This is a genomic window from Solibacillus isronensis, from assembly GCF_900168685.1.
Lineage (GTDB): Bacteria > Bacillota > Bacilli > Bacillales_A > Planococcaceae > Solibacillus > Solibacillus isronensis_A.
In genome coordinates, this window is the sequence record NZ_FVZN01000009.1 from 134,317 (window position 1) to 159,717 (window position 25,401).

24 protein-coding genes are annotated in these 25,401 nt (G+C 38.4%); 8 read left to right on the forward strand and 16 right to left on the reverse strand.

All coding sequences use genetic code 11. The annotated features are described in order from the left end of the window. Positions 1 to 43 precede the first annotated feature (43 nt). The 6 genes from B5473_RS02895 to B5473_RS02920 form a co-directional block, all read right to left on the reverse strand. Entirely contained in the window at positions 44 to 1,513 is a 1,470-nt protein-coding gene (locus B5473_RS02895; protein WP_079523571.1) for a M23 family metallopeptidase, read from the reverse strand. A 287-nt stretch (positions 1,514 to 1,800) separates the two neighbouring features. Then, positions 1,801 to 3,087, reverse strand: coding sequence for an adenylosuccinate synthase (locus B5473_RS02900; protein WP_079523572.1), 1,287 nt, complete (start codon positions 3,085 to 3,087; stop codon positions 1,801 to 1,803). 194 nt (positions 3,088 to 3,281) lie between these two features. Further along, positions 3,282 to 4,634, reverse strand: coding sequence for a replicative DNA helicase (gene dnaB / locus B5473_RS02905; protein ID WP_079523573.1), 1,353 nt, complete (start codon positions 4,632 to 4,634; stop codon positions 3,282 to 3,284). Between the two features lie 12 nt (positions 4,635 to 4,646). Further along, positions 4,647 to 5,093, reverse strand: a complete 447-nt coding sequence (gene rplI, locus B5473_RS02910; RefSeq protein ID WP_079523574.1) for a 50S ribosomal protein L9 — start codon at positions 5,091 to 5,093, stop codon at positions 4,647 to 4,649. Then, the gene (locus B5473_RS02915) at positions 5,090 to 7,066 is read right to left on the reverse strand and encodes a DHH family phosphoesterase (protein WP_079523575.1); all 1,977 of its coding nucleotides are present in this window, start codon (positions 7,064 to 7,066) and stop codon (positions 5,090 to 5,092) included. The genes rplI and B5473_RS02915 overlap by 4 nt, the downstream gene beginning before the upstream one ends. 13 nt (positions 7,067 to 7,079) lie before the next feature. Then, entirely contained in the window at positions 7,080 to 8,027 is a 948-nt protein-coding gene (locus B5473_RS02920) for a YybS family protein (RefSeq protein ID WP_079523576.1), read from the reverse strand. Positions 8,028 to 8,526: 499 nt separating this feature from the next. Between B5473_RS02920 and B5473_RS02925 the strand changes: the two genes are divergently transcribed. From B5473_RS02925 to rbsB, 6 genes are read left to right on the forward strand one after another with little or no spacing between them, the layout of a single operon-like run. Next, positions 8,527 to 9,513: a LacI family DNA-binding transcriptional regulator gene (locus B5473_RS02925; protein WP_079523577.1), complete on the forward strand. Its 987-nt coding sequence runs from the start codon at positions 8,527 to 8,529 to the stop codon at positions 9,511 to 9,513. Beyond that, complete coding sequence (rbsK, locus tag B5473_RS02930) at positions 9,510 to 10,388, forward strand: ribokinase (protein WP_079523578.1); 879 nt, start codon at positions 9,510 to 9,512, stop codon at positions 10,386 to 10,388. Before B5473_RS02925 ends, rbsK begins: the two co-directional genes overlap by 4 nt. Beyond that, positions 10,385 to 10,774, forward strand: coding sequence for a D-ribose pyranase (gene rbsD, locus B5473_RS02935; protein WP_079523579.1), 390 nt, complete (start codon positions 10,385 to 10,387; stop codon positions 10,772 to 10,774). The genes rbsK and rbsD overlap by 4 nt, the downstream gene beginning before the upstream one ends. A 15-nt stretch (positions 10,775 to 10,789) precedes the next feature. Further along, positions 10,790 to 12,286, forward strand: coding sequence for a sugar ABC transporter ATP-binding protein (locus tag B5473_RS02940; RefSeq protein ID WP_079523580.1), 1,497 nt, complete (start codon positions 10,790 to 10,792; stop codon positions 12,284 to 12,286). Beyond that, a complete protein-coding gene (gene rbsC, locus B5473_RS02945; RefSeq protein ID WP_079523581.1) occupies positions 12,273 to 13,214 on the forward strand; it encodes a ribose ABC transporter permease in 942 nt (313 codons plus the stop codon). The genes B5473_RS02940 and rbsC overlap by 14 nt, the downstream gene beginning before the upstream one ends. Before the next feature lie 15 nt (positions 13,215 to 13,229). After that, positions 13,230 to 14,168, forward strand: a complete 939-nt coding sequence (gene rbsB / locus B5473_RS02950) for a ribose ABC transporter substrate-binding protein RbsB (RefSeq protein ID WP_079523582.1) — start codon at positions 13,230 to 13,232, stop codon at positions 14,166 to 14,168. A gap of 154 nt (positions 14,169 to 14,322) precedes the next feature. Here the strand turns inward: rbsB and rpsR are convergent, their stop codons facing one another. The 3 genes from rpsR to rpsF are packed head-to-tail and all read right to left on the reverse strand — an operon-like array spanning position 14,323 to position 15,490. Further along, positions 14,323 to 14,562: a 30S ribosomal protein S18 gene (gene rpsR / locus B5473_RS02955; RefSeq protein ID WP_172954456.1), complete on the reverse strand. Its 240-nt coding sequence runs from the start codon at positions 14,560 to 14,562 to the stop codon at positions 14,323 to 14,325. A gap of 41 nt (positions 14,563 to 14,603) precedes the next feature. Next, on the reverse strand, positions 14,604 to 15,161 hold the full coding sequence (gene ssb / locus B5473_RS02960; protein ID WP_008408356.1) for a single-stranded DNA-binding protein: 558 nt from the start codon (positions 15,159 to 15,161) through the stop codon (positions 14,604 to 14,606). A gap of 38 nt (positions 15,162 to 15,199) precedes the next feature. Beyond that, positions 15,200 to 15,490, reverse strand: coding sequence for a 30S ribosomal protein S6 (gene rpsF / locus B5473_RS02965; protein WP_008408357.1), 291 nt, complete (start codon positions 15,488 to 15,490; stop codon positions 15,200 to 15,202). 394 nt (positions 15,491 to 15,884) lie between these two features. On the opposite strand from rpsF, the gene B5473_RS02970 reads away from it, so the two are divergent. Further along, complete coding sequence (locus B5473_RS02970; protein ID WP_079523583.1) at positions 15,885 to 18,695, forward strand: carbohydrate binding domain-containing protein; 2,811 nt, start codon at positions 15,885 to 15,887, stop codon at positions 18,693 to 18,695. A gap of 57 nt (positions 18,696 to 18,752) precedes the next feature. On the opposite strand, the gene ychF is transcribed toward B5473_RS02970, so the two are convergent. The 3 genes from ychF to B5473_RS02985 all read right to left on the reverse strand — a co-directional run bounded on the left by ychF (position 18,753) and on the right by B5473_RS02985 (position 21,091). Continuing rightward, a complete protein-coding gene (gene ychF / locus B5473_RS02975) occupies positions 18,753 to 19,853 on the reverse strand; it encodes a redox-regulated ATPase YchF (protein ID WP_079523584.1) in 1,101 nt (366 codons plus the stop codon). Between the two features lie 128 nt (positions 19,854 to 19,981). After that, positions 19,982 to 20,182, reverse strand: a complete 201-nt coding sequence (locus tag B5473_RS02980) for a DUF951 domain-containing protein (protein WP_079523585.1) — start codon at positions 20,180 to 20,182, stop codon at positions 19,982 to 19,984. Positions 20,183 to 20,185: 3 nt separating this feature from the next. Next, complete coding sequence (locus B5473_RS02985) at positions 20,186 to 21,091, reverse strand: mechanosensitive ion channel family protein (RefSeq protein WP_079523586.1); 906 nt, start codon at positions 21,089 to 21,091, stop codon at positions 20,186 to 20,188. A gap of 115 nt (positions 21,092 to 21,206) precedes the next feature. Here B5473_RS02985 and yyaC point away from each other — a divergent pair, with 115 nt between their 5' ends. Continuing rightward, positions 21,207 to 21,833, forward strand: coding sequence for a spore protease YyaC (gene yyaC, locus B5473_RS02990; protein WP_079523587.1), 627 nt, complete (start codon positions 21,207 to 21,209; stop codon positions 21,831 to 21,833). Here the strand turns inward: yyaC and B5473_RS02995 are convergent. The 4 genes from B5473_RS02995 to noc form a co-directional block, all read right to left on the reverse strand. Then, positions 21,750 to 22,457: a DUF554 domain-containing protein gene (locus B5473_RS02995; protein ID WP_079523588.1), complete on the reverse strand. Its 708-nt coding sequence runs from the start codon at positions 22,455 to 22,457 to the stop codon at positions 21,750 to 21,752. The two genes, yyaC and B5473_RS02995, sit on opposite strands and share 84 nt — an antisense overlap. Positions 22,458 to 22,566: 109 nt before the next feature. Beyond that, entirely contained in the window at positions 22,567 to 23,412 is an 846-nt protein-coding gene (locus tag B5473_RS03000; RefSeq protein ID WP_079523589.1) for a ParB/RepB/Spo0J family partition protein, read from the reverse strand. After that, on the reverse strand, positions 23,405 to 24,166 hold the full coding sequence (locus tag B5473_RS03005) for a ParA family protein (protein WP_079523590.1): 762 nt from the start codon (positions 24,164 to 24,166) through the stop codon (positions 23,405 to 23,407). Before B5473_RS03005 ends, B5473_RS03000 begins: the two co-directional genes overlap by 8 nt. A 222-nt stretch (positions 24,167 to 24,388) precedes the next feature. Next, complete coding sequence (gene noc / locus B5473_RS03010; protein ID WP_079523591.1) at positions 24,389 to 25,273, reverse strand: nucleoid occlusion protein; 885 nt, start codon at positions 25,271 to 25,273, stop codon at positions 24,389 to 24,391. Positions 25,274 to 25,401: the final 128 nt, after the last annotated feature.

The following is a 25,401-nucleotide window of genomic DNA, read 5'->3' on the forward strand; positions in this document are numbered from 1 at the left end:
ATTATAGAAAAAGCAGTCCAATTCTGTCTTGGACTGCTAAAGATTAATCTAAATATGATAACGGATTTACTTCTTTACCGTTTTTATGAACTTCGAAATGTAAGTGTGTGCCTGTTGAACGTCCTGTTGAACCCATTTGTCCTAAAGCGGAACCTTGTTCTACTACTTGTCCCACTTTTACATCAATACGAGATAAATGGGCATACAATGTTTCAAAACCGTTTTTATGGTTAATCACTACATAATTTCCATATGTTGAATGCTGGCCTGCAGTTTTGACAACACCGTTATCTGACGCTTTTATCGTATAGTTTGATGGGCGGGCAATATCAATACCATAGTGGTAACGTCCCCAACGCTCTCCCATATTACTTGAAATATAGCCACCAACTGCTGGCCAAGCAAAAGTACCTGTTCCAACAGAAGGGATCACTTTCGTTCCGACAACGACAATACGGTTTTCAGGCTCAGATACGACATTTGCCTCTGATTGTATTCTTTCAGTACGGACACCATTCTCTTCAGTGATTAAGTACGAAACTTCTTTCTTGCCCTTTTCGCCTTCCTGCTTAACTACTTTTTTACCTTTAAGCATTGTTGCATCTTCTTTGACGATTTTCGCAAAGTCGATTTCCTCTACTTTTTTCTTTTCATAAACTGCCTTTACTGTAACAAATGGCTTTTGTACAGTTACATTGACTTGTTCGCCAATTTGAAGGACAGTGTCTGCTTTAAGCGTGGGGTTGATTTTTAATAATTCAGCAGTTGTTAAATCATGTGCTTTTGCAATTGAACCTAACACATCTCCTGCTTTTACAGTATATACTTCTTGCTCCAATGCACCTGTTTGTAAAAGTTGTACAGCTTGTTTGGCAGAAACAATATTTGCCGGCTCGGCTAACACTTCATCTCCTGTAATCGGAGTAGATAATGTAAGATCCACCAGGCGTGTTTCATCCTTTTGTAATTCGGGTACAGAATCTTTAGTTGCATTGTTTTGCAATTCTTTTAAATCATTTTGTGTCACAAATTGAAGCTTTAATCCGTCAATTACAGCTTCAAACTCTTCTTTATCCTTCACTGATGCAACCACTGTTTCTCCTACTTTTAGTGAGTAGGCTTGTGCCTGAACAGTTATTGCCTCTTGAAGGTTTTTTAATGTCTGCTCTTCATTAGCTTCGACTGTAAATACTTGCTCTGGTATAAGTGAGATATCAGCGCCTGCGTCAATAGTTAAGTCTTCATATTGTTCGCTTGCCTCTTGCTCTTTTTGCTCGACAATCTCATTTACTGTTGCTTCATCTGCAACAGAACCTACGTATGTATCAGCTACATAAACGTGGAAAACTTTAGCGAATTTTTCTTTATCTGTTTCATTCGCGAAACCTATATTGAATGTCATTGTAGAAGCAAGTAAGGCAAATAATGTAGCCATTTTAAGTTTTCTATTATGACGATTCAATAGACTTAGATTAGATTTTTTTAAGTCTAACTTGTTTCCTTTTGAACTCATGATAAAGCTCCTTTCGACTAGATCTGTCCTATAAAAATGTTGTATTTTCTTTAAATAACTAGCGATTGCTAAAAACACACTTTGCTAATGTACCATATTTCTCATTTCAAATGAACCACTCCAGTCTTTTTGTAATGTAAATGTATTATTTTCTAAAAGAATGTTACATTTTTAGTAGGTAAAATAGTCCACTAACCCTCCTTATATCCATTTATAGTTTTTCCTAGTAACAAAAAAAGCGTATTAAAAGCCGGCTAGACTTTTAATACACTCTATACTTCAAATAATTATTTCCAAATTTCATTTACGATATTTGTTTGCTCACGTGAAGGGCCAACTGAGAAAGTCATCAATGAAATACCTGTAAGCTCAACAATGCGCTGTACATAATTTTTCGCATTCTCCGGCAGCTCATCAAATGTGCGAACGTTCGTCACATCTTCTGACCAACCTGGTAGTTCTTCATAGACAGGTTTACACTGTTCAATGATTTCCAAGTTTGCCGGGTATTCTGTAATCTGTTCTCCGTTATATTCGTACGCTGTACAAATTTTAACCGTTTCAAGCCCTGATAATACATCAATAGAATTTAAAGCTAAATCCGTTATTCCTGAAACTCGACGTGAGTGACGAACTACAACCGCATCAAACCACCCAACACGACGCGGACGACCTGTTGTTGTACCATATTCACGGCCTACTTCGCGAATTTGCTGGCCAATTTCATCATGAAGTTCAGATGGAAATGGACCATCCCCAACACGGGATGTATATGCCTTACAAACACCTACAACGCGTTCTACTGCAGTTGGACCAACACCTGATCCGATTGCTGTACCGCCTGCTACAGGATTTGAAGAAGTTACATATGGATAAGTTCCTTGATCGACATCAAGCATAATCCCTTGTGCTCCCTCAAACAGCACTTTACCGCCTTCATCAACAACATCGTTCAGCACTTTCGATGTATCCGTTACATATTGGGCAATTTCCTGACCGTATGCGTAGTATTCCTCGAAAATATCATCAAACTCTAGGCCTTCTACTTCATAAAACTTCGTAAATAAACGATTTTTTAATGTTAGATTTGCACGTAATTTTTTTTCAAATGTTTTTTTATCTAAAAGATCTGCTACACGAATCCCGATTCGGGCAACTTTATCTTGGTAGCAAGGACCAATTCCTTTTGCTGTCGTTCCTATTTTTTCATCACCACGTGCCTCTTCTTCTGCAATATCCTGATGAATATGATATGGCAAAATAACATGTGCACGATTGGAAATTCTTAAGTTCGATGTATCAATTCCTCTAGCTTGCAGTCCTTTTAATTCCGTTACAATTGACTTTGGATTAAGAACAACACCATTTCCTATAACCGAAAGTTTATCCGGATAAAAAATTCCCGAAGGGATTAAATGCAATTTATATGTCTCTTCACCGATTTTAATTGTGTGACCCGCGTTATCTCCACCAGCATAACGTGCGATTGCATCCGCTCTTTTTGAAAGGAAATCTGTAATTTTACCTTTTCCTTCATCTCCCCATTGCGTACCTACTACAACTACAGCTGTCATCTATGTGCACCTCCGACGAATGAATTACCTAACGACTAAAATTATGTATTAAGTATTTCATTCTTATTCATAAGAATTTACCTTTTAATTCCTTAATGATGAAACATGAACATTTTAACAAGTTCAAATCATAAATGTCAACAAAAAACACGAACATCCACATTTAACTTATGTGAAACGTTCGTGTTTAAATGTTATTCCTCTCGTGGAGGAGGGGTAAATTCTAAATTCAGGAACTTATTGTACTCTTTACGGAATGCCAAGCTTACCGTGCCTGTTGGACCGTTACGCTGTTTTGCAATAATGATTTCGATAATATCTTTACTTTCCGATTCTTTATCGTAGTAATCATCACGGTATAAGAAGGCTACGATATCGGCATCCTGCTCAATCGAACCTGATTCACGCAAGTCACTCATCATCGGCCGTTTATCCTGACGCTGCTCTACACCACGGGATAGCTGTGATAAGGCTATTACAGGTACTTTTAGTTCACGTGCTAAACCTTTTAAAGAACGGGAAATTTCCGATACTTCCTGCTGACGGTTTTCCCCTGGCTTACCGCTACCTAAAATAAGCTGCAAGTAGTCGATTAAAATCATCCCTAAACCGCTTTCCTTTGCTAATCGACGGCATTTCGCACGTATATCCGTCATGCGTACACCCGGAGAGTCATCGATATAAATACCGGAATTCGATAGACTTCCCATAGCCATTGTAAGCTTACTCCAGTCCTCTGTCTCCAAAGCACCTGTACGCAAGCGTTGTGCATCAATATTGCCCTCTGCACATAACATACGCATGACAAGTTGGTCCGCGCCCATCTCAAGTGAGAAAATAGCTACATTTTCACGGGCCTTTACAGCAACACTTTGGGCTACATTTAGGGCAAAGGCTGTTTTACCAACAGATGGACGGGCTGCTACAATAATTAAATCGTTGCGTTGGAAACCGGCCGTCATCTTGTCCAAATCACGGAAACCGGTAGGAATACCCGTCACATCTCCGTCACGTGACTGGAGCTGTTCAATATTATCAAAGGTCTGAACAAGTACATCTTTTACGTGCTTAAAGTCGCCTGCATTTTTACGGTTCGAAACTTCAAGCATTTTCTTTTCAGCTTCTGCTAAAAGAACCTCTACCTCATCTTCACGCGTATATCCGTCATCCGCAATTTTAGATGCAACGCGAATAAGGCGACGTAAAATCGCCTTTTCCTCTACTATCTTTGCGTAATGTGCGATATTGGCAGCTGTCGGAACAGCACTCGCCAATTCCGTAATATAGCTTAATCCGCCGATATCCTCGAGCTCTTTTTTTGCTGATAATTCTTCCGTTACAGTGACAAGATCAATTGCTTTTCCCTGATCGCTCAAGTTCAGCATCGTTTGGAAAATCTTTTGATGTGCAATATGATAAAAATCATCTGCTATAACAATTTCAGATGCTGTTATTAGAGCTTGTGGTTCAAGGAAAACGGCTCCAATGACCGATTGTTCCGCTTCACTATTATGTGGAGGAACACGGTCCATCATGGATTCGTTCATTGTTGTCGCTCCTTATTCTTCAATTACATGTACCTTTAAAGTAGCCTTTACATCTTGATGTAACTTCACTGGTACATTGGCATAACCTAATGAACGAAGTCCTTCATTACAATCCATTTTGCGTTTATCTACTTTAAAGCCATGTTTCTTTTGTAATGCATCTGCAATTTGCTTTGTAGATACTGAACCAAATAGGCGACCACCTTCACCTGATTTCGCTTTTACTTCTACTGTAATTGCTTCTAATTGTTCTTTTAAATCTTTCGCTGCCTGCAACTCTGCCGCCGCATTTTTCTCTTCTAAACGCTTTTGACCTTGCAGTTCGCTGATTGCCTGGTTATTAGCTTCTTTCGCATAACCGTTTTTAATTAAAAAGTTACGTGCATAACCTTCTGCTACTTCTTTAATTTCACCTTTTTTGCCTTTACCTTTTACGTCTTTTAAAAATACTACTTTCATGATTCTTTACTCCCTTCGACTACTTCATTAATTGCTTCATATAAATATTTTTTAACCTCATCAATGGATTGAGCTTCCATTTGGGTAGCGGCATTTGTTAAATGGCCTCCACCGCCAAGCTTCTCCATGACAAGCTGGACATTTACTTCTCCTAATGAACGTGCACTAATGCCGATTAATCCATCATTGCGATGGGCAATGACAAACGAGGCACCGACATCTTTCATTGTTAGTAAAATGTCAGCAGTTTGTGCGATTAATACTGAATCATATACTTTTGAATCTTCACCATTTGCAACCGCAATTCCTGCAAACGGGAATTCTACAGTTTGAATAATTTTTGAACGTGCTACATATGTTTCTACATCTTCTTTTAACAGACGTTGAATCAGCACGGTATCAGCACCAAATGTACGTAAATATGAAGCGGCTTCAAATGTACGCGCACCTGTTCTTAATGTAAAGCTTTTTGTATCCACAATAATTCCAGACAATAATGCTGTCGCTTCAAGCGGCAATAACTTTTCATTTTGAGGCTGGTATTCCAGCAGCTCCGTCACGAGTTCTGCTGTAGAGGATGCATATGGCTCCATATATACTAATGTCGGGTTATTGATAAATTCTTCTCCACGACGGTGATGATCGATAACAACAACCTTATCTGTTCTGCTTAATATTCGACTATCTATTACCATACTCGGCTTATGAGTATCGACAATAACTACAAGTGATTTTGGAGTAATTTTTGATAAAGCTTCATCCGGTGTAATAAAGCGATCGTAAAAATCGGTTTTTTGCTCCAACTCGGTCATTAACCGGTCTACACTTCCGCGTACTTCATCAAAATTGACTACGACAAACCCTTCAATTCCGTTCATCGCAACCATTTTACGAACACCGACAGATGCTCCTATTGAGTCCATGTCCGGATTTTTATGGCCCATTACGAAAACGCGGTCACTATCTTGAATTAAATCACTTAGTGCATGCGAGATTACACGGGCACGTACTCGTGTGCGCTTTTCAACAGGGTTTGTTTTACCGCCATAAAAGCGAATTTTACCATTGGACTGCTTAATGGCAACTTGGTCACCACCACGGCCTAGAACTAGATCCAGCCCCGACTGCGCTAATTGTCCAAGCTCTACAAGAGATTGAGAGCCTGCACCAATACCGATACTTAATGTTAATGATAAGTTTTTTTGCATTAAAGTTCGTTCACGAATTACATCTAAAATTGAAAAACGCTTCTGCTCGAGCTCCGATAGAATCGATTCATTTAACACAGCCATGTAACGATCCGATGCGATTCTTTTAACAAAAATATCATAATGTGCTGCCCATTCATTAATAATCGATGTCATCATCGTATTGGTGACGCTTCGTGCCTGATCATCCATGCCAGACGTAAGCTCATCATAGTTATCGATAAATAGAATGGCTAGTACTGTACGGTCCGCCATATATTGCTTTTCAATCTGTACTTGCTTTGTAATATCAAAGAAATAGAAAAGTTTCTCTTCTTCTTTATAATAAATATGGTATTTCCGATCATTGATAGCAATGACCGTTTCATTTTTTTGGTCTTCTTTAACAAGTAGAGGCAGCTCTTCTGAAATCATTTCAAGTTCATATCCGACTAGCGATTCTTGCTGCAGGACGCGAAGCATAAACGGGTTGGCCCATTCCACCGTCATTTCATCATTCATTAACAGAATCCCGAATGGCATTTCCAAAAATGCCTCTTTTCCGACATCCTCCATCCGGTAGGAAAGTGCTTGAATATGCTTTTCAGTTTCTACATATGTTAATAATTCAACTTTTACCGTGTAGTAAGCTGCTATTGAATAAATAGCTATAAAGGCTATTCCCACCCATACATTCCACATCATAATAAGGATAGCTGCTACTGCACCAAGTAAAAACAATACTAATAGTGGATATCGAATTGGTCTTTTACGAAAAATCCCCATTCCCATCAGCTCCTCATTTCTGACTCTTTTCTTGAATGTAACTACGTGCATTAAAGCCTAAATCAACAATACCTACTAAAATAACAAACGAATAGAGAGGTATTGCTAAAATTGTACTTAAAACTTTTATAAACTTCGGATAGCCAAACGCATCAATGACAAAATGTATAAATGAGATACCTTGTATTGTTAATAATACCCACAATACCATTGAAATATTTAGCATAATAATAGCCAATGAAGAACCGGCTTCTGGACGAACGAATAAATTCACTGATAAAACGATTAAGTAATACCATAACACTGATCGTGGTAAACGTAATTCACTAAACTTCGCAAACTTTGGTACGTCTACTTTTAAACGCTTTAAAATCGGTAAATTAACGGTAATAATAATAAATGTTAAAAATAACATGGCAAATGTAATGGACGCCGGTAATGTCATTTCCAACGTATCTAACATTGTATTCGCCAATTCCATTGTTTCTTTGGGCACAGGTTGTCCAGTCAGACTTTCCGTCATTTTAATCGATTCCATATAGCTCGTCTTCATGAGCGCAAGAGAATCCCGAATAAAATCTACTTCAAACAAACGTAATGAAATTAAATACTGAATCGCAAATGTGATCAGCAGGACAATACTCGTTGAGATAAACATAAATACTTTACTCTTTTTATGATAAATAGCATCCCCTATCGCTACACCTGCTGCTGCAAATATTAACGAAGCGGGTAGTAATAGCAGTCCACCAATAAAAAAAGTAATAAATACAGCAATCACTGCGACTAAAAGCGATGACTTCCGATTATAGTTTGCGCTATACCAAATCATCGGTAATGGAGCAATAATCGCCGCAATAATATTCGCCAGTGGAATATAAAATACGATTGCCATCAGCACAGTAAACAGCGCAATCATCATTGCACCATGTGCCAGCTTTCTTGATTGATTATTTTGCATGGAGAACCTTCCTTATCTGTTGTTCGCTAGACTATAATGCAAGGACTTTTCAAACTTTGCTATTACATTTGGTCTGCTTTTCGACCAGTCTACTTTCAACTTTTCTCACCTTCCTATTGTACCATTTTTGCATGGTCAAACAAACTAACCGTTACGACAAGAAGAATGAATTGAACCAATCCATTATGACATTCCCTTTAACTTCTCCTATTACTTAAACAATCTACTTACATCTTGAGCATTATAAGGGCATGTAAATACTGGCATATGTCCAATATATAGGGTAGAAATCCATAGCATAGAGTACAAAAGAAATTATTAGTATGTCATTATGGTTTTTTTAGTATAACTTAATATGGAGTATTTTTTGTTTGAATAACTATGTTCTACGTATTAAAAGCCGTTTTTCTGTTCTTTATGTCCTTTATTTCGTTGACAATTTGTATTGTATAGCATATATTATGTAACCGGTAACACATTTTGTTTAGGGGGCGGATAGATGGTTAACATTAAAGATGTAGCAAAGGTTGCAAATCTTTCTGTGGCAACAGTATCACGCTACTTAAACCAAAATGGTTATGTCAGTAAAAAGTCATCAGAACGTATTGAACAAGCAATTCTTGAGCTGGATTATAAGCCAAGCAGTGTTGCACGTTCATTAAGTAAAAAACAATCCAATATTATTGGTCTCATTGTTCCCGATATAAAAAATCCATATTTCCCAGAACTGGCTCGTGCAGTGGAAGACATGGCATTGTCTTACGGTTATACAGTTGTTCTTTGTAATTCAGACGACCAGATGGAAAAAGAGCTGTTATATCTAGAGCGCCTATCACAAACATATGTTGCCGGTTTAATAGTGGCAACAAGCTTACTGGATCCTTCTGTTTATATGTCCATTAATACACCAATTGTTGCTCTTGACCGAATAATCGATGCAGCAGTCCCGACTGTTGCTACCGATAACCAAAAAGGAGCCAGGATTGGGGCTGAGTACTTACTTACAAATGGAGCTGGAAAGTTACTCTGTATACGTGGTCCACAAGGTTTAAAAACTGCGGATGATCGCCTTACAGGATTTCTTGAAGCAACTGATAAACAAGGACTAGAGCCAATTGTTATAACAACAACATTTGATTTTAATGTTGCTGCTGAAGCGATAGAACAGACTTTAACTGTAAATCCGCAGATAGATGGTATTTTTGCAAGCAGCGATACATTAGCCATTGCTGCACTTCATATTGCGCATAAGCTTGGTAAGCGCGTACCGGAAGAACTGCAAATTGTAGGCTTTGATGGTATTTCACTCGGTGAAATGGTATCACCCCCATTAACAACGGTCGGTCAGGATTTATACAAAATGGGTGCTTCAGCCGCAACAATGTTAATTGAACAGATTGAAGGCAAAGAATTGATACAAACGGTATTAAATATAGATCCACAACTAATTGTGCGAGGGACGACAAGAAAGGAAGCTGCAAAATGATTACAGTAATAGGAAGCATCAACATGGACTTAGTCGTTCAAATGGATGTATTCCCCAAAAAAGGGGAAACTGTTTTAGGAAGCTTATTTACAACGGTTCCAGGCGGTAAAGGTGCGAATCAGGCAGTAGCTGCTGCACGCTTAGGCAGCCAAGTTAAAATGTTAGGTGCTGTCGGCACAGACAGCTTCGGTACGGAGCTGCGTGCGAATCTGAATGAAGAAAATATAGATACTAGCTTAGTGATAAATACAAATGGTGCTACAGGCATTGCAAATATTTTACTCCACGAATCGGACAACCGTATTGTCGTTGTTCCAGGCGCAAACTCTAAAGTAACACCAGAAGGGATTGCTTCAGCAAAAACTGTTATCGAAAACAGCCAGTTAGTAGTGATGCAGCTTGAAATACCAGTAGAGACGATTGAGTACAGCTTAAAGTTATGTAAAGAGCTTCAAGTACCGGTACTATTCAACCCTGCCCCGGCAGCAAACTTCGACATTGAGTGGATGCCTTACATTAAATTCTTAACACCAAACGAAACTGAATGTGCCTTACTTTTCGGAGACGATGTTGAAGCAGCATTAGAAAAATACCCAAATCAGTTAATCGTAACATTAGGTGAAGATGGTGCGCGCTACTTCGATGGAACAAAACATGTGCACGTAAAAGGATATACAACGACAGCTGTTGATACAACAGGTGCCGGTGATACATTTAACGGTGCATTCGCACATGCTATTACAAACGGTCAGTCGATTGAAGAAGCAGTATTTTTTGCGAATATAGCGGCGTCATTATCCGTTGAAAAATTTGGAGCCCAAGGTGGTATGCCAAAATTAGAGGAAGTAACTGCTCGAAAGGAAGGCGCAAAATGAAAAAACAAGGCATTTTAAATCGCGAATTAGCCGGTATATTTGCACGTTTAGGTCATACAGACAAAATTGTTATTGCCGATTGCGGCTTACCAATTCCGGACGGCGTTACATGTATCGATTTAGCATACAAACTGGGAGAACCAGGATTTATGACGATTTTAGAAGTTGTTCTAGAAGATCTACAAGTAGAACATAGTTACTTAGCAGAAGAAATAGTAACCGCAAACGAAACAATTCATTCTTCTTTATTGAAAATTGTGGAACCGGTTACATATATATCCCACAAACAATTCAAAAAGATGTCGAGCGAAGCAAAGGTCATTATTCGTACAGGTGAAATGACACCATACGCCAATATCATGCTACAAAGCGGCGTAATTTTCTAAGGTAGGTGACGGAACATGATTGAAATGAAGGGCATAAGAAAAGCATTCAATGGCAACGTCGTATTAAACAATGTTGAGTTCACCCTGTTAGACGGGGAAATCCACGCCTTAATGGGTGAAAATGGCGCCGGTAAATCAACGATGATGAAAATTTTGGCCGGTATCTACTCGCGTGATAACGGTGACGTGCTAGTTGACGGTCAGTCGTATACATTTACTTCAGCAAAAGACGCAGAAAACTTAGGTATTCACGTAATTCACCAAGAATTAAATATTCTGCCGCATTTATCTGTAGCGGAAAACCTCTTTTTAGGAAAAGAAAAAACAATCGGTCGTACAGGATTCCTTCGTACGCGCGAAATGAATAAAGAAGCAAAGGCACTGTTGGCAAAACTCGGTTTGCATATTGATGTACGTCAGCCTGCCGGTTCGCTGTCAGTCGGAAAACAACAGCTAATTGAAATTGCCAAAGCAATTAATTCAGAAGCAAAGTATATCGTAATGGATGAACCGACAGCTGCCCTTACAGATCGTGAAATTGAAACACTTTTTGAAACGATTAGAGAACTGAAAGCAAAAGGTATTTCGTTTGTTTATATTTCACATCGTATGGAAGAGATTTTTGCAATTTGTGATCGTATTACGATTTTACGTGATGGTGAGTATGTTGGTGTTCGTGAAATTCCAAAAACAACTTTTGATGAAATCGTTAAAATGATGGTCGGACGTGAGCTTGGTGAACGTTATCCAAGCCGTGATGCAAAAATTGGGGACGTTGCTCTAGAAGTAAAAGGATTAACATGTCCTGCGGTATGCAAAGATATTAACTTCCAGATTCGTAAAGGAGAAATCTTAGCATTTGCCGGTTTAATGGGAGCAGGCCGTACAGAAGTAGCACAGGCGATTTTCGGTAATCTTAAAAAGTCTAAAGGTGATATTTTCATTCACGGAGAAAAAGCGACGATCAAAAACCCGATTCAAGCAATGAAATACGGAATTGGATTTGTGACAGAAGACCGTAAAACAGAAGGTCTTGTACTGGATTTTTCAATTAAGGAAAATATGTTTTTAACAAATTTGAAAACGATTGCAAAGAGTGGCTTTATTCAACCACAACAAGAGCAATTGCATGCTGCGAAATATATTGAGCAGCTAAATATTCGCTGCAGTGATGCGACACAGCCTGTCGGCTCATTAAGCGGAGGTAATCAGCAAAAAGTAGTTATCGCAAAGTGGTTAAGTACAAAACCGGATATTTTAATTTTGGACGAACCTACTCGCGGTGTTGATATCGGTGCAAAAAAGGAGATCTACTCAATTATGAATCAGTTGGCCGAGGAAGGTGTAGCCATTTTAATGATTTCCTCAGAGCTAACGGAAGTGTTAGGTATGGCTGACCGTGTAATGATCATGCACGAAGGACGCCAAACAGCTATTTTAGACAATGTTGACTTAACACAAGAAACTATTATGCATTACGCAACAGGAGGAGAAGAAATTGTTAAAAACTAGCTCAAAAGAAATGTTAGGAAAGCTAGGTCCTCTTTTAGGATTATTTTTAATTGTAATTGTCATTACAATTTTAAATCCAAGCTTTATGACAACAGATAATGTTTTAAATATTTTACGTCAAGTTTCGATTAGTGCATTAATCGCATTTGGTATGACTTTTGTTATTTTAACTGGCGGCATCGATTTATCGGTTGGATCAACATTAGCCCTTACAGGTGCCGTAGCTGCCACAATGCTAGCTTCAGGAATAGATCCTGTATTAACAATTCTAGCGGCCTTATTACTAGGAGCCGTTCTTGGTGCTGTAAATGGTGTCATCATTGCAAAAGGAAAAGTAGCACCATTCATCGCAACATTGGCAACAATGACAATTTATCGTGGATTAACATTAGTGTATACGGATGGTCGTCCTGTTTCAGACTTAGGAAATGAAATTACATTCCAAATGTTAGGTAAAGGATATTTCTTCGGTATTCCAGTTCCAGTTTGTACAATGATTCTAGCTTTCATTGTGTTATATGTAATTATGCATAAAACAACATTCGGTCGCCGTGTTTATGCAGTAGGCGGCAATGAAGCGGCTTCTAAATTATCAGGAATCAATGTGGATCGTGTAAAAATTGCCGTATACTCATTAACAGGTATGTTAGCTGCTTTATCTGCGCTGATTTTAACATCTCGTCTAAACTCTGCACAGCCAACAGCAGGAACATCTTATGAATTGGATGCAATTGCAGCAGTTGTATTAGGTGGGACAAGTTTAACAGGCGGTAAAGGATGGATTTTCGGGACACTAGTAGGTGCCTTGATTATCGGTGTATTGAATAACGGATTGAACTTAATCGGTGTTTCTTCATTCTTCCAGCAAGTAGTAAAAGGAATTGTTATTTTAATCGCGGTGTTAATTGACCGTAAAAAAACAGCTTAGAAGGAGGTCATTAGCGTGAAAAAACAATTAATATTATTAATGGCACTTTTGGCCACTGTGATGCTGTCGGCTTGTTCGGTAAAACCAGGCTTCTCTTTGGAACCTTCTTTCGGAACATCGGCTACATCAACAGAAAGCAGTAATGATACATTAACAATCGGTTTATCTATTTCAACTTTAAACAATCCTTTCTTCGTAACGCTAAGTGAAAATGCAGAAGCAAAGGCAAAAGAGCTCGGTGTGAAAACAACGATTGTAGATGCGCAGGATAATGCGTCCAAGCAGGCATCCGATATTGAAGATTTAATACAACAAAACGTTGATCTGATCATCATTAACCCGGTTGATTCTGTTGCTGTTGCAACTGCAGTTGAATCTGCTAATGCTTTAAATATTCCGGTCATCACGGTAGACCGTTCATCTGAAGGCGGCGAAGTCGTATCACATATCGCTTCTGATAACGTAGCTGGCGGAAAGCTGGCAGGAGAATATATTACAGAGTTGGTTGGTGAAGGTGCCAAAGTTGTTGAATTGGAAGGTGTGGCAGGGTCTTCTGCTGCACGTGATCGTGGACAAGGGTTCAATGAAGCTGTCACGGGTATACTAGACGTCGTTGCAAAGCAAACAGCGAACTTTAACCGTTCAGAAGGCTTAACAGTAATGGAGAACATTCTGCAGTCAAATCCGGATGTTACAGCCGTATTTGCACATAATGACGAAATGGCATTAGGTGCACAAGAAGCAATTTCGGCTTCAGGTAAGAAGATCGTAGTAGTCGGCTTTGATGCGACTGATGATGCGGTAGCCGCTGTAAAAGCAGGAAGTTTAGCTGCAACGGTTGCGCAAAAACCTGATGAGATCGGAAAGATTGCAATGGAAACAGCGATTGCTCATTTAAACGGTGAAACGGTTGAAGAAGTGATTCCAGTCAATCTTGAATTAATTACAAAATAATAATTCAATAGCCTGCAAATAGGCTACTGCACCTCTCAGGCTGTCACAAGTAATCTTGTGGCAGCCTTTTTATTATGGAACTATAAAAACTTTGGACAATAAAAAAAGTACAACAGAGGCAATTAAGCCTATGCTGTACTTTTAAAAAAAATTATTATTTTTCTTCAGCTACGAATGGTAATAATGCCATAATACGTGAAACTTTGATTGCAGATGTAAGTTTACGTTGGTATTTAGCAGAAGTACCAGTTACGCGACGTGGTAAAATTTTACCGCGCTCAGAGATGAATTTCTTTAAAAGATCTACATCTTTGTAGTCGATGTGCGTAATGTTATTTGAAGTGAAGTAGCAAACTTTACGGCGTTTGCGGCCTCCGCGACGTGGTGCCATTATCGTGTTCCTCCTTTTAATTTTTAATTATAGATGTGAAGTTCTTAGAACGGTAAATCGTCTTCAGATACTTCAATCGGTCCTTTACTGTTTGCAAATGGATCTTCATCTACACGTGTATAGTTTTGCTGATTTTGAGCTGGCTGTTGATAAGAACCGTAAGAATCCTGAGATTGCGCGCCTCCAAATTGTTGGTTAGGCTGATTATAAGATGGCTGACCACCATAATTTTGCCCTCCGCCGTATTGTTGGCTTGGTGCACCTTGTGATGCATTAGCTCCTCCACGTGGTTCTAAGAACTGCACTGAATCAGCAACGACATCTGTTGTATACACACGCTTTCCATCTTGTCCTTCAAAGCTACCTGTTTGAATACGACCTTCTACACCAATCAAACTCCCTTTTCTCATGAAGTTTGCTAAGTTTTCAGCTTGTTTTCTCCAGGCGATACAGCCTATGAAATCTGCTTCGCGTTCACCAGACTGGCTCGAAAATGTACGGTTTACGGCAATCGTAAAGCGTGCCATTGGAACTCCACTCGGTGTGTAACGAAGCTCTGGATCCTTTGTAAGTCTTCCGACTAATACGACACGGTTAATCATCAATGCACCCTCCTTTTTTCAGCATTTAAATTTAAAAATTATTTGTCTTCCTCGCGTACTGCGATGTGACGGATGATGTCTTCGCTGATGTTAGCTAGACGAGTGTATTCGTTGATAGCTTCAGTACCAGCGTTAACTTTCACGATTTGGTAGAAACCTTCGCGGAAGTCATTGATTTCGTAAGCTAAACGACGCTTACCCCAATCTTTTGCTTCTGTGATCTCTGCACCATTTGAAGTTAAGATTTCTTGGAAACGCTCTACTAAAGCTTTCTTCGCTTCTTCTTCAATGTTTGGGCGGATGATGTACATTAATTCGTACTTTCTCATTTGTGTTTGCACCTCCTTATGGACTTGGGCTCTCCTACTAAATAGGGAGCAAGGAGTAAGTAACTTCTATTACTCACATCAATGAATTGTATCATAGTTAACCATTAGGTGCAACCTCAGATGCCTTGTAAAAATACTTTATAAATTATTATTCAAAATAAATTTTCCTTTCATGATTAAAGAAGTTCACCGTTTCCAAACATAACTAAATTTATTTTTATAGTTTTCCCTATCTTTTAAGATAAAACCGCTTCTTTATTATACTAATAGACCTATATTGAATAATCCTTTTTAATCAATTATTTCTATATGTGATTTAAAGACATTAAGAGGACAACAATTAACCGAATTTTCCGATAAAATATTTCCTATTAAAGGAAAAAGGAGGTTTTTCATGTTCAGTCAATTGTTTATAAAAGGATTAAAAATGATTATTGTTTCAATTATGGTCATTGCTGTCTCGCTAGGATTTAGTAATCTCTCCTATGCTAACGGTGATAATGTAATGGCCCAGTTAAACAACCGCGGTTTTAAAGAACCCGTCAACTTAGGGATCGGGGCATCCGAAGTCGTTTTAATTAATGCTGTCTTTGGACAGGAGGATGGGAAAGACGTTGTATACTCAACAGCTAACGGCGGCATTTTTAATATTGTCGATGTTAAAACAAATGAATTGTTATTCTCTAAACAAATGGATAACATCTCCCAAGTTTGGAGCCACTCAATATCAAAAGATGGCACTGTATTTATAGCTGCATTAACTAGTACAAATGTGGGTGAAGTATGGAGCTATTCCCCTCAAACAAAACAACTTTCTAAACTTGGTACACCGAATGCCGAACATCAATTATGGAGCAGTACTACAGATGAAGCTGGAAACGTATATGTAGGTTCTTACGCTGAAGGCAATGGGCGAATTTTTAAATATGATATAGCAACAGAACAGTTTATCGATTTAGGAAAGATCGATGAAGGAACGGCAAGCTATGTTCGTTCTTTAGAATACTACGAAGGCTATTTATATGCTGGTTTAGGTGTTTCTGGAAAGGTATATCGTATTAATGCTACTACATTCGAAAAAGAAGATATTACAAAAAATGTTCCGGAAATAATCGGTAAAACAGTAGAAGAAATTAATTTTGCATATGATATGTCAATCGTCGGCCAGTATTTAGTGACACGCTTTGATGAAGGAAAAGAAGGAGCTATTTTAATTTATAATCTGCAAACTCAGCAGTGGGTCGAAGATTTTAAACTCGGGAAATTACATGATGGGACAACAAATGATGTTGGCAGCTTTGGATTTATTCAGCTCCCTTCTAAAGATAACAAAATGTATGTAGTCCACAATCGTGAATTTGTAGAAGTCGATATGACAACACTTGAAATTCGTCGAACAGGTATCGGCTATGCTGCGGGGCTACGTGGTGGTGCCATATTACAATTCAATACTGCTGAACTGCCGGGTGATTCAATTGTGACAATGTCAAGGTTGGGACAGCTTGTCATTGCAAATCTGCAAACAGGTAAGTCTCAAACCTTACCAGGTGTAATGGTTGCTTCTCCTTTAAAATTGCACAATTTAGGAGAAGGTCCTGATGGTAATCTATATATGACGACTTACCCAGGTGGTCCGAAAGGCTCTAAGTTCAATACTAAAACAAATCAGTTTGTTACTTATAGTCAAGGACAGGCAGAAGGAATAATCGCCGGTAATAATAGTGACCTTTATTTCGGTATTTACCCGGGCGCAGTAATTCAAAAGATGAATACTGACACATTAACAAGTGAAACACTGTTTGAATTAAAAACAGATTACAATCAAGATCGTCCTTACATTATGAAATTTGAAGAGAATAAACTATTAATCGGAACAATCCCCAACTATCAAAAGCTAGGCGGATCTCTTACGATTTATGATCCAACTACAAGTGAACGAAATACGTATACTGATATTATTAAAGACCAAAGTATTGTTGGCTTAGCAATGCATGATGGCAAAATATACGGTTCAACAACAATACGAGGCGGCCTAGATATTAACCCGACTGCATCTGAAGCTAAACTGTTTATTTGGGATATTGCTGAAGAGCGTGTAATAAAAGAAACAGAGCTGGCTATTGACGAATTAGATGCACCACCAATGATAAGCGGCTTAACATTCGGACCAGATAATTTATTGTGGGGAGCGGTAGATGGTATTATTTTTGCTTTAAATCCGGAAACACTGGATATTGTGAAATATAAAAATTTGTATCCCACTATTAAAAACCGTGGCATGTGGCGACCAGTTCATATCGAATTTGGAAAAGACGGTCTATTATATACAGATGTTGCAGGTAAACTTACGGTAATAAATCCAGAAACGCTGGACTTTGTCTCACTCATTTCAAGTGGTCCTGAAATTGACTTCATGGTATTAGCCGAAGATGCAGCAGGTAATGAAAATATTTATTATATCGATGCTACTGCAACTCATCTATATATGATCCCTGTAATTGATGGGGGTCAGGTTGTAACACCTGAAATACCTGAAATGGAGACGGTTTATGTTGAAATTGAAAACAATAGCTTTGAAGAACCTGTAATTGATAGCATAATTTCTGGTTGGTCTTCATTGTTTGGTACATTTTCTCCAAATGCAATATTTGAGGTAAGTTCTGTACGTGCTCACAGTGGGGAGAATAGTTTAAAAATAGTGGATACTGCTCAAAACGAAACAGTATTTGCTCAATCTAATCTTATTCCTATTGATGCTGGACAGACCTATACTGCCTCTACAAAGCTATTTTTGGAAGATGGTAGTGCCACACTCCTATTCCGTTACTATGATGAAAATGGAGTACAGACAGGTACGGATAAAGATAATGAAAGTATCATTCACGTACGTGGCGGTCATAAGGAATGGCAAACTGTTCAAGCCGTAGTAACAGCACCAGCAGAAGCCAAATATGCGCGAATTTCTGTTGGTACTTCGAATTACTTTACAACGAATGGTGCCTATTTTGATGATATGCAATTAACTTTTGAAAGGGAAAAAGTGAGTACACCGGAAGAACCAGAGGAGCCTGGTAAACCAGGCAAAGGAAATCAACCTGAAAAACCAGGTAAGGGTAATCAGCCAGATAAACCCGGTAAAGGGAACCAACCTGAAAAACCTGGTAAAGGCAATCAGCCAGACAAACCTGGTAAAGGGAATAACTAATAAACAGAAAAAGGGATACTCCGGATAGTACTATCCGGAGTATCCCTTTGCTTTATTTTATACGTTAAATAAGAATTCCATTACGTCGCCGTCTTGTACTACATATTCTTTACCTTCAGCGCGCACTCGGCCTGCTTCTTTTGCAGCCGGCTTTGAACCGTACTCTACTAAATCCGTATATGCTACTGTTTCAGCACGGATAAAGCCGCGTTCAAAGTCAGTGTGAATAATACCGGCACATTGTGGTGCTTTCATACCTTTGCGGAATGTCCATGCACGAACTTCCTGCACACCAGCTGTAAAGTAAGTAGCTAAACCTAATAGGCTGTATGAAGCTTTAATCAATTGGTCTAAACCTGATTCAGCAATTCCTAATTCAGCTAAAAATTCTTTTTTCTCATCGTCTTCCAACTCAGAGATTTCTTCTTCAATTTTCGCACAAACAGTGATTACTTGAGCGCCTTCAGCTGCTGCGTATTCTTGTACCATTTTTACATACTTGTTTTCAGATGGATCCGCTACCTCATCCTCAGAAACGTTTGCAACATAAAGCATCGGTTTAATCGTTAATAGGTGTAAACCTTTGATTACTTTTTTCTCGTCATCTGAAAGGTCTGCCGCGCGAGCAGGTTTTTCAGCTTCTAATACTTCTTTAAGCTTTTGAAGAATTGGCTCTTCTACCATTGCTTCTTTATCTTTTTGCTTCGCCATTTTTGCTACACGAGCAATACGTTTATCCACTGATTCCATATCCGCTAAAATTAACTCTAAATTAATAACTTCAATATCATCGATCGGGTTTACTGTACCCGAAACATGTGTAATATTTTCATCTTCAAAACAACGAACAACTTGGCAAATTGCATCTACTTCACGGATGTGAGCAAGGAATTTGTTTCCTAAACCTTCACCAGTAGAAGCACCTTTTACGATACCTGCGATATCTGTAAATTCAAAAGTTGTCGGAACTGTTTTCTTTGGTACTACTAATTCTGTTAATTTGTCTAAACGCTCATCAGGAACAGTTACACTGCCTACGTTCGGTTCGATTGTTGCGAACGGATAGTTAGCCGCAAGAGCGCCTGCTTTTGTAATTGCGTTGAATAAAGTCGATTTCCCTACGTTTGGTAAACCAACAATACCAGCTGTTAATGCCATATTGACACAACCTTTCTATGTTCAGTTCATTTAAATTTATTATTAATTCATTTATGGATTTTTCTGTCCATTAAATTTTACAACCTTGTCTATTATATTGATTGCGGGCATAAAAGTCTATTTTGCTTTTAGACTTCTTCTGCCTGACGTAAAATTTTCTTCATTTTTTTCTCAAACTCGCGGCGTGGAATCATAACGCTATGTCCGCAACCCTCACATTTTATGCGAATATCGGCACCTAGTCGAATTACTTTCCATTCGTTTGTGCCACAAGGATGTTGTTTTTTCATTTCCACAACGTCATTAAGACCGTACTGCTTTGCTTCCATCTATTATTCTCCTCCCTGATTTCGCTCATAAAACATCATTTTCGGTACAGCAAGAGGAATACCGTTGCGTGTTAAGATGTCGATAACATCTTTCCGAATAATACGTGATATTGAATATTGCTGTAATGGTAATGTTTCTATTGTAATAGCAATTGTCGCTTCTGTGCTTGTCGTATTTGTGACACCTAAAAAGACAGGTGCAGAAACAAGTTCCTCATATTTTTCCGGTAATGTATCCAAATAGTTTTGTATAACCATTTGCACTTTTTCAATATTCGCATCGAGCGAAATTTGCATATTTATCGTAGCTTTTGAGTTATTGATGGAATAGTTGATGACATCTACAATACTGCCGTTTGGAATAATAAATTGTTCACCTGTAATACCTTTCACCTTCGTTGTACGAAGACCAATCTCCATAACGGTACCTTCAGCCGTATTGATTTTCACAAAATCCCCTACACCAAACTGATCCTCTAAAATAATGAAAAATCCTGTAATGACATCCTTCACTAAGTTTTGCGCACCAAATGCGATGGCTACAGAAGCAATTCCTGCCCCTGCAAGTAACCCGGCAACTTGTATATTCAGAGCCGATAAAATCCCCATAATGGCAGAGAAGTACACTAAATAGCTCAGTACGCTTTGCAGCAGCTTTACAATTGTAAGCTGTCGACGCTCATTATTTCTTACACGCAGCATAAATACTCGGTGAATAATCTTCTTGCCGATAAAAACAACAAGATACGAAATAATGATAATCGCTAGAATTTTCGCGCTGGCTACAATAATTTTTTCCAAAAATTCTGCACTTGTGACATATTCCCAAAGCTTTGTCGTATAGTGTGCGAGCCCTTTAATATCCGTTTCAGCAAATTCCTCTAAATCTAATTTCAAATCTTCTTCCAAATTTACCACCTCTTGTATAACAAACTTTAAAATTGAATATACTGCATAAATATATCGTACTTTATCTTATTTCTCGAGTAATCTACTTAAATCAAAAAATTAAAGGAGTGATAATATGACACAAGCCTGTCCACAAAATTATAGCGTCCATTACGAGCAGACGAGCGCTGTTTGGGAGCTGAGCGAAATCTTTCTAAAAACGATTCCGTTTGACCATGAAGAACTTATTTTTTGCTGTATCGGTACAGACCGATCTACAGGTGATGCGCTAGGCCCGATTATCGGCAGCCAGCTGCACCAAACTTTTTCATTTCCATTTCCGGTCGTTGGAACATTGCAGGCACCACTTCATGCGCTCAATATTGTAGAGCGCTACGAACAGCTTATTAATGAAAAAGAGCAACCCTTTATTATTGCAATTGATGCTTGTTTAGGTGAATCAAATGCGATTGGTTCTATTCTTATCCAACAAGGTCCTCTTTATCCTGGAAAAGCCGTGAAAAAAGAGTTGCCCCCTATCGGTAACATTTCTGTTAAAGGAATTGTTAACGTAGGAGGCTTTATGGAAGCTAAAGTATTACAAAATACGAGACTGCATGTTACGTATTCTATGAGTGATAAAATCGTTCGGGCACTTGTTTTAGCATGGCAGCGCCATTTACTGAAACGGAAAAATAATGGCAACGAGTATTCCGACCATCAAAATCGCTGGCAGCAGATTGGCTATACGGATTTTCGTTAAGCCGGCAATATTCAAACCAATTGCCATAATCATAATACCGCCTGTAGCCGTCATTTCTGTGATGAATAGATCCAGTGCTTCACTAGGAATATATGTACTAATAACGCCTGCAAATAATGCAATCGAGCCTTGATATAAAAGTACAGGAACCGCCGATAGTAGGACACCAATTCCTAAAGTTGAACTTAATATAATCGACATAAATCCATCGATAATCCCTTTAGTGATGAGGATATTGTGATCATTGCGCAAGCCGCTATCAAGAGCACCGAGAATTCCCATTGAGCCAATAACAAAAATGAGCGTTGCAGTAACAAACCCCTCTGCAATCGTTCCTTTTTGTGCGCGCTTTCCAAAGAGGGATTCAATCCATTGACCGAAGCGATTAAATTTCCCTTCAAGGTCGAGCCATTCACCGATGACCGCACCGATGATTAAACTGACTATAAGGAGAATAAAATTCGTACTCTCCAATCCCATTTGAATTCCTAATAGCGCAACAACTAAACCAATAATAGATAGCACTGTCTGCTGCATGGATTCCGGAATATTTTTAAAGATACGGCCAACCAATGCACCGATAATGATAAATAATGCATTTAACAGAGAACCTAGTAATACCATGAAATTTCCTCTTTCTATTTGCTGTCTAACAAATTTAATTTTATGTATCTTTCTTTTTATATTATAACTGTTCATAAAAAAAGTGCTGAAACTTTTCGTTCAGCACTTTTTATTGTTGTTCCATATTTAATATTTCAAGAATGCGGTGCAAATCATCATCTGAATAAAACTCAATTTCAATTTTACCTTTGTTCTTAGCTTTTTTGATTTGTACTTGTGTTCCAAAATAGTCACGTAACTGGGACTCTGTTGCCTGTGTATGAATATCCTTTTTTGTCGGCTTTGTTTCACGTGAAACGGCCTCATTTAAATCTTGGATATACTTTTCCAATTGACGAACATTAAGGTGGTCCTTTATTACTTTATGTGCCACTTCAGGTATACGTCTTTTATTTTTTAATCCAAGCAATGCACGGCCATGCCCCATTGTCAGTTTACCTTCGTTGACAAGGTCTCGAATGTCTTCCGGTAATTGCAACAGACGGATTAAGTTAGCAATATGCGGACGGCTTTTTCCTAATCTTTTCGCTAAATCATCTTGTGTAAAATTCAGTTTCACAATTAAACTGTTGTATGCTTCCGCTTCTTCAATTGGAGTTAAATCTTCACGTTGCAAGTTTTCCAAAATGGCAACTTCCATCATTTGCTGCTCATTAAAGTCTTTTACAATGACAGGTACTTCAGTTAAACCTGCACAGACAGCCGCACGATAACGGCGTTCACCTGCTACAATTTCATATTTCCTAGCATTTTTGCGTACGACAATCGGTTGAATAATACCATGTTCAATAATAGAGCTGGCTAATTCTTCAATTGCAGTCTCATCAAAGATTTTACGAGGCTGAAATGGATTTGCTAAAATTTTTCCGACTGCAATTTGCTGTACCTGGTCTTCTTTATGTACGGCTTCTTCACGAAAAAGCGCATCAATTCCTTTACCTAAACCTTTAACCATTTTTAATCACTTCCCTTGCAAACTCTAAGTAAATTTCTGCTCCGCGTGATTTTGAATCATATAAAATTACCGGTTTACCATGGCTCGGTGCCTCACTTAATCGCACATTACGCGGAATGATCGAACGATATACTTTATCCTGAAAATAGCGTTTTACTTCATCAATTACTTGAAGCCCTAAATTCGTACGGGCATCCAGCATAGTGAGCAGCACGCCATCAATCATTAACTCCTTGTTCAAATGTTTTTGGACAAGGCGGACTGTCGAAAGTAACTGGCTCAACCCTTCTAATGCGTAATATTCACATTGGACCGGGATGATCAGTGCATCGGAGGCAGTCAGCGCATTAATTGTTAATAAGCCAAGTGATGGCGGACAATCAATAATAATGAAATCAAAATTATTTTTAATCTCCTGCAATGATTTTTTCAGTCGAACTTCACGGGAAATTGTGGACACAAGCTCAATTTCAGCACCTGCCAATGATATTGTAGCAGGGACAATATATAAATTTTCTACATCCGTTTGTTGAATGACGCCTTTAATATCTTCATCATTAATCAAAACGTCATATACACAGCTTTCTAAATCACCTTTTCGAACACCTAATCCGCTTGAAGCGTTACCTTGTGGGTCGATATCGATTATTAATACTTTCTTTCCTAAAAAAGCTAAACATGCACTTAAGTTAACAGAGGTTGTCGTTTTTCCAACGCCACCTTTTTGATTGGCTATCGCAATAATACGTCCCAATATCCGCACCTGCTTTCATCACTTCAATTTAGGTATATTTTTAAAGTCTAAAAATCTTGGATGACTAAATCTTCCTTTTATAATACTGTTTATATTATCTTAACAAAAAATGTTAGAAAACGATGCTATGAAACTAAATTTATTTGAAAAAAACTTGCTGATCCTACTAATCTACTAAAAAAACTGCCTAGAAAGTCATTATCTTTCGGGCAGTTCAATAATTTATTTTTTCTTCGGAATTTTTACAGTGATTTGGTAGTAATCGTCTGTATCCTCTTCCTCCGTTTTTACATTAATTCCACTTTTCGTCACCATCGATAACGATTGCTTGATCGTATTAAGGGCAATACGCACATCTTTGCTAATCGCTTTTCTGCTTGGCTTACGTTTTTTTATCTCTGGCTCATCGGGATTTAGAATTTTTTGAATTTGCTCTTCAAGCTGTCTTACATTCCAATCAAACTCTTTCGTCGCTGCAATGAGCTGCATTTGTAATTGCTCATCTTTGACTACTATTAAAGCCCGGGCATGACGTTCCGAAATTTCACGATTTAAAATAGCATCCTGAACAAATTGAGGCAGCTTTAATAAACGCAATTTATTAGCAACTGTTGATTGTCCTTTACCAAGACGTTGTGCAAGCGCTTCTTGTGTAAGCTGATGCAATCCTAATAATTGTTGATAAGCAAGCGCTTCTTCAATTGCTGTTAATTCCTCACGTTGAAGGTTTTCAATCAGGGCAATAGACGCCGTTTCACGATCATTTAAATTGCGTACAATAGCAGGCACTTCTGTCCATTGTAGGGATTTCATCGCTCGATAACGTCTCTCACCGGCAATAATTTCATATTTATCTGCGTCATTATTTATTGGACGAATCACAATTGGTTGAATGACGCCATGTGTATGAATCGTTCTTGCTAATTCTTCAATCTTCTCATCATCAAAAACTGTACGTGGCTGATAACGGTTCGGAATGATTTTGTCTATTGGAATTTTAACTACTTCTTCTGAAGCCATCGAGATATTCTCTATTACTTCTACTTCACTTTTTACTTCAGGCTCTTTGCTCCCGCCTCCGAAAAAACGTGAAAAAGTACTTTTCATCCGTGTGGCACCACCTTTAGGAAACTGTCTACCTCATATACAATATTATTTCTGATTCATTCAAAAATGTACAGTGTTCAATGAATAGTAATTTACGAGAAAGACAGATTTTGCCTAAAAAAGGACAA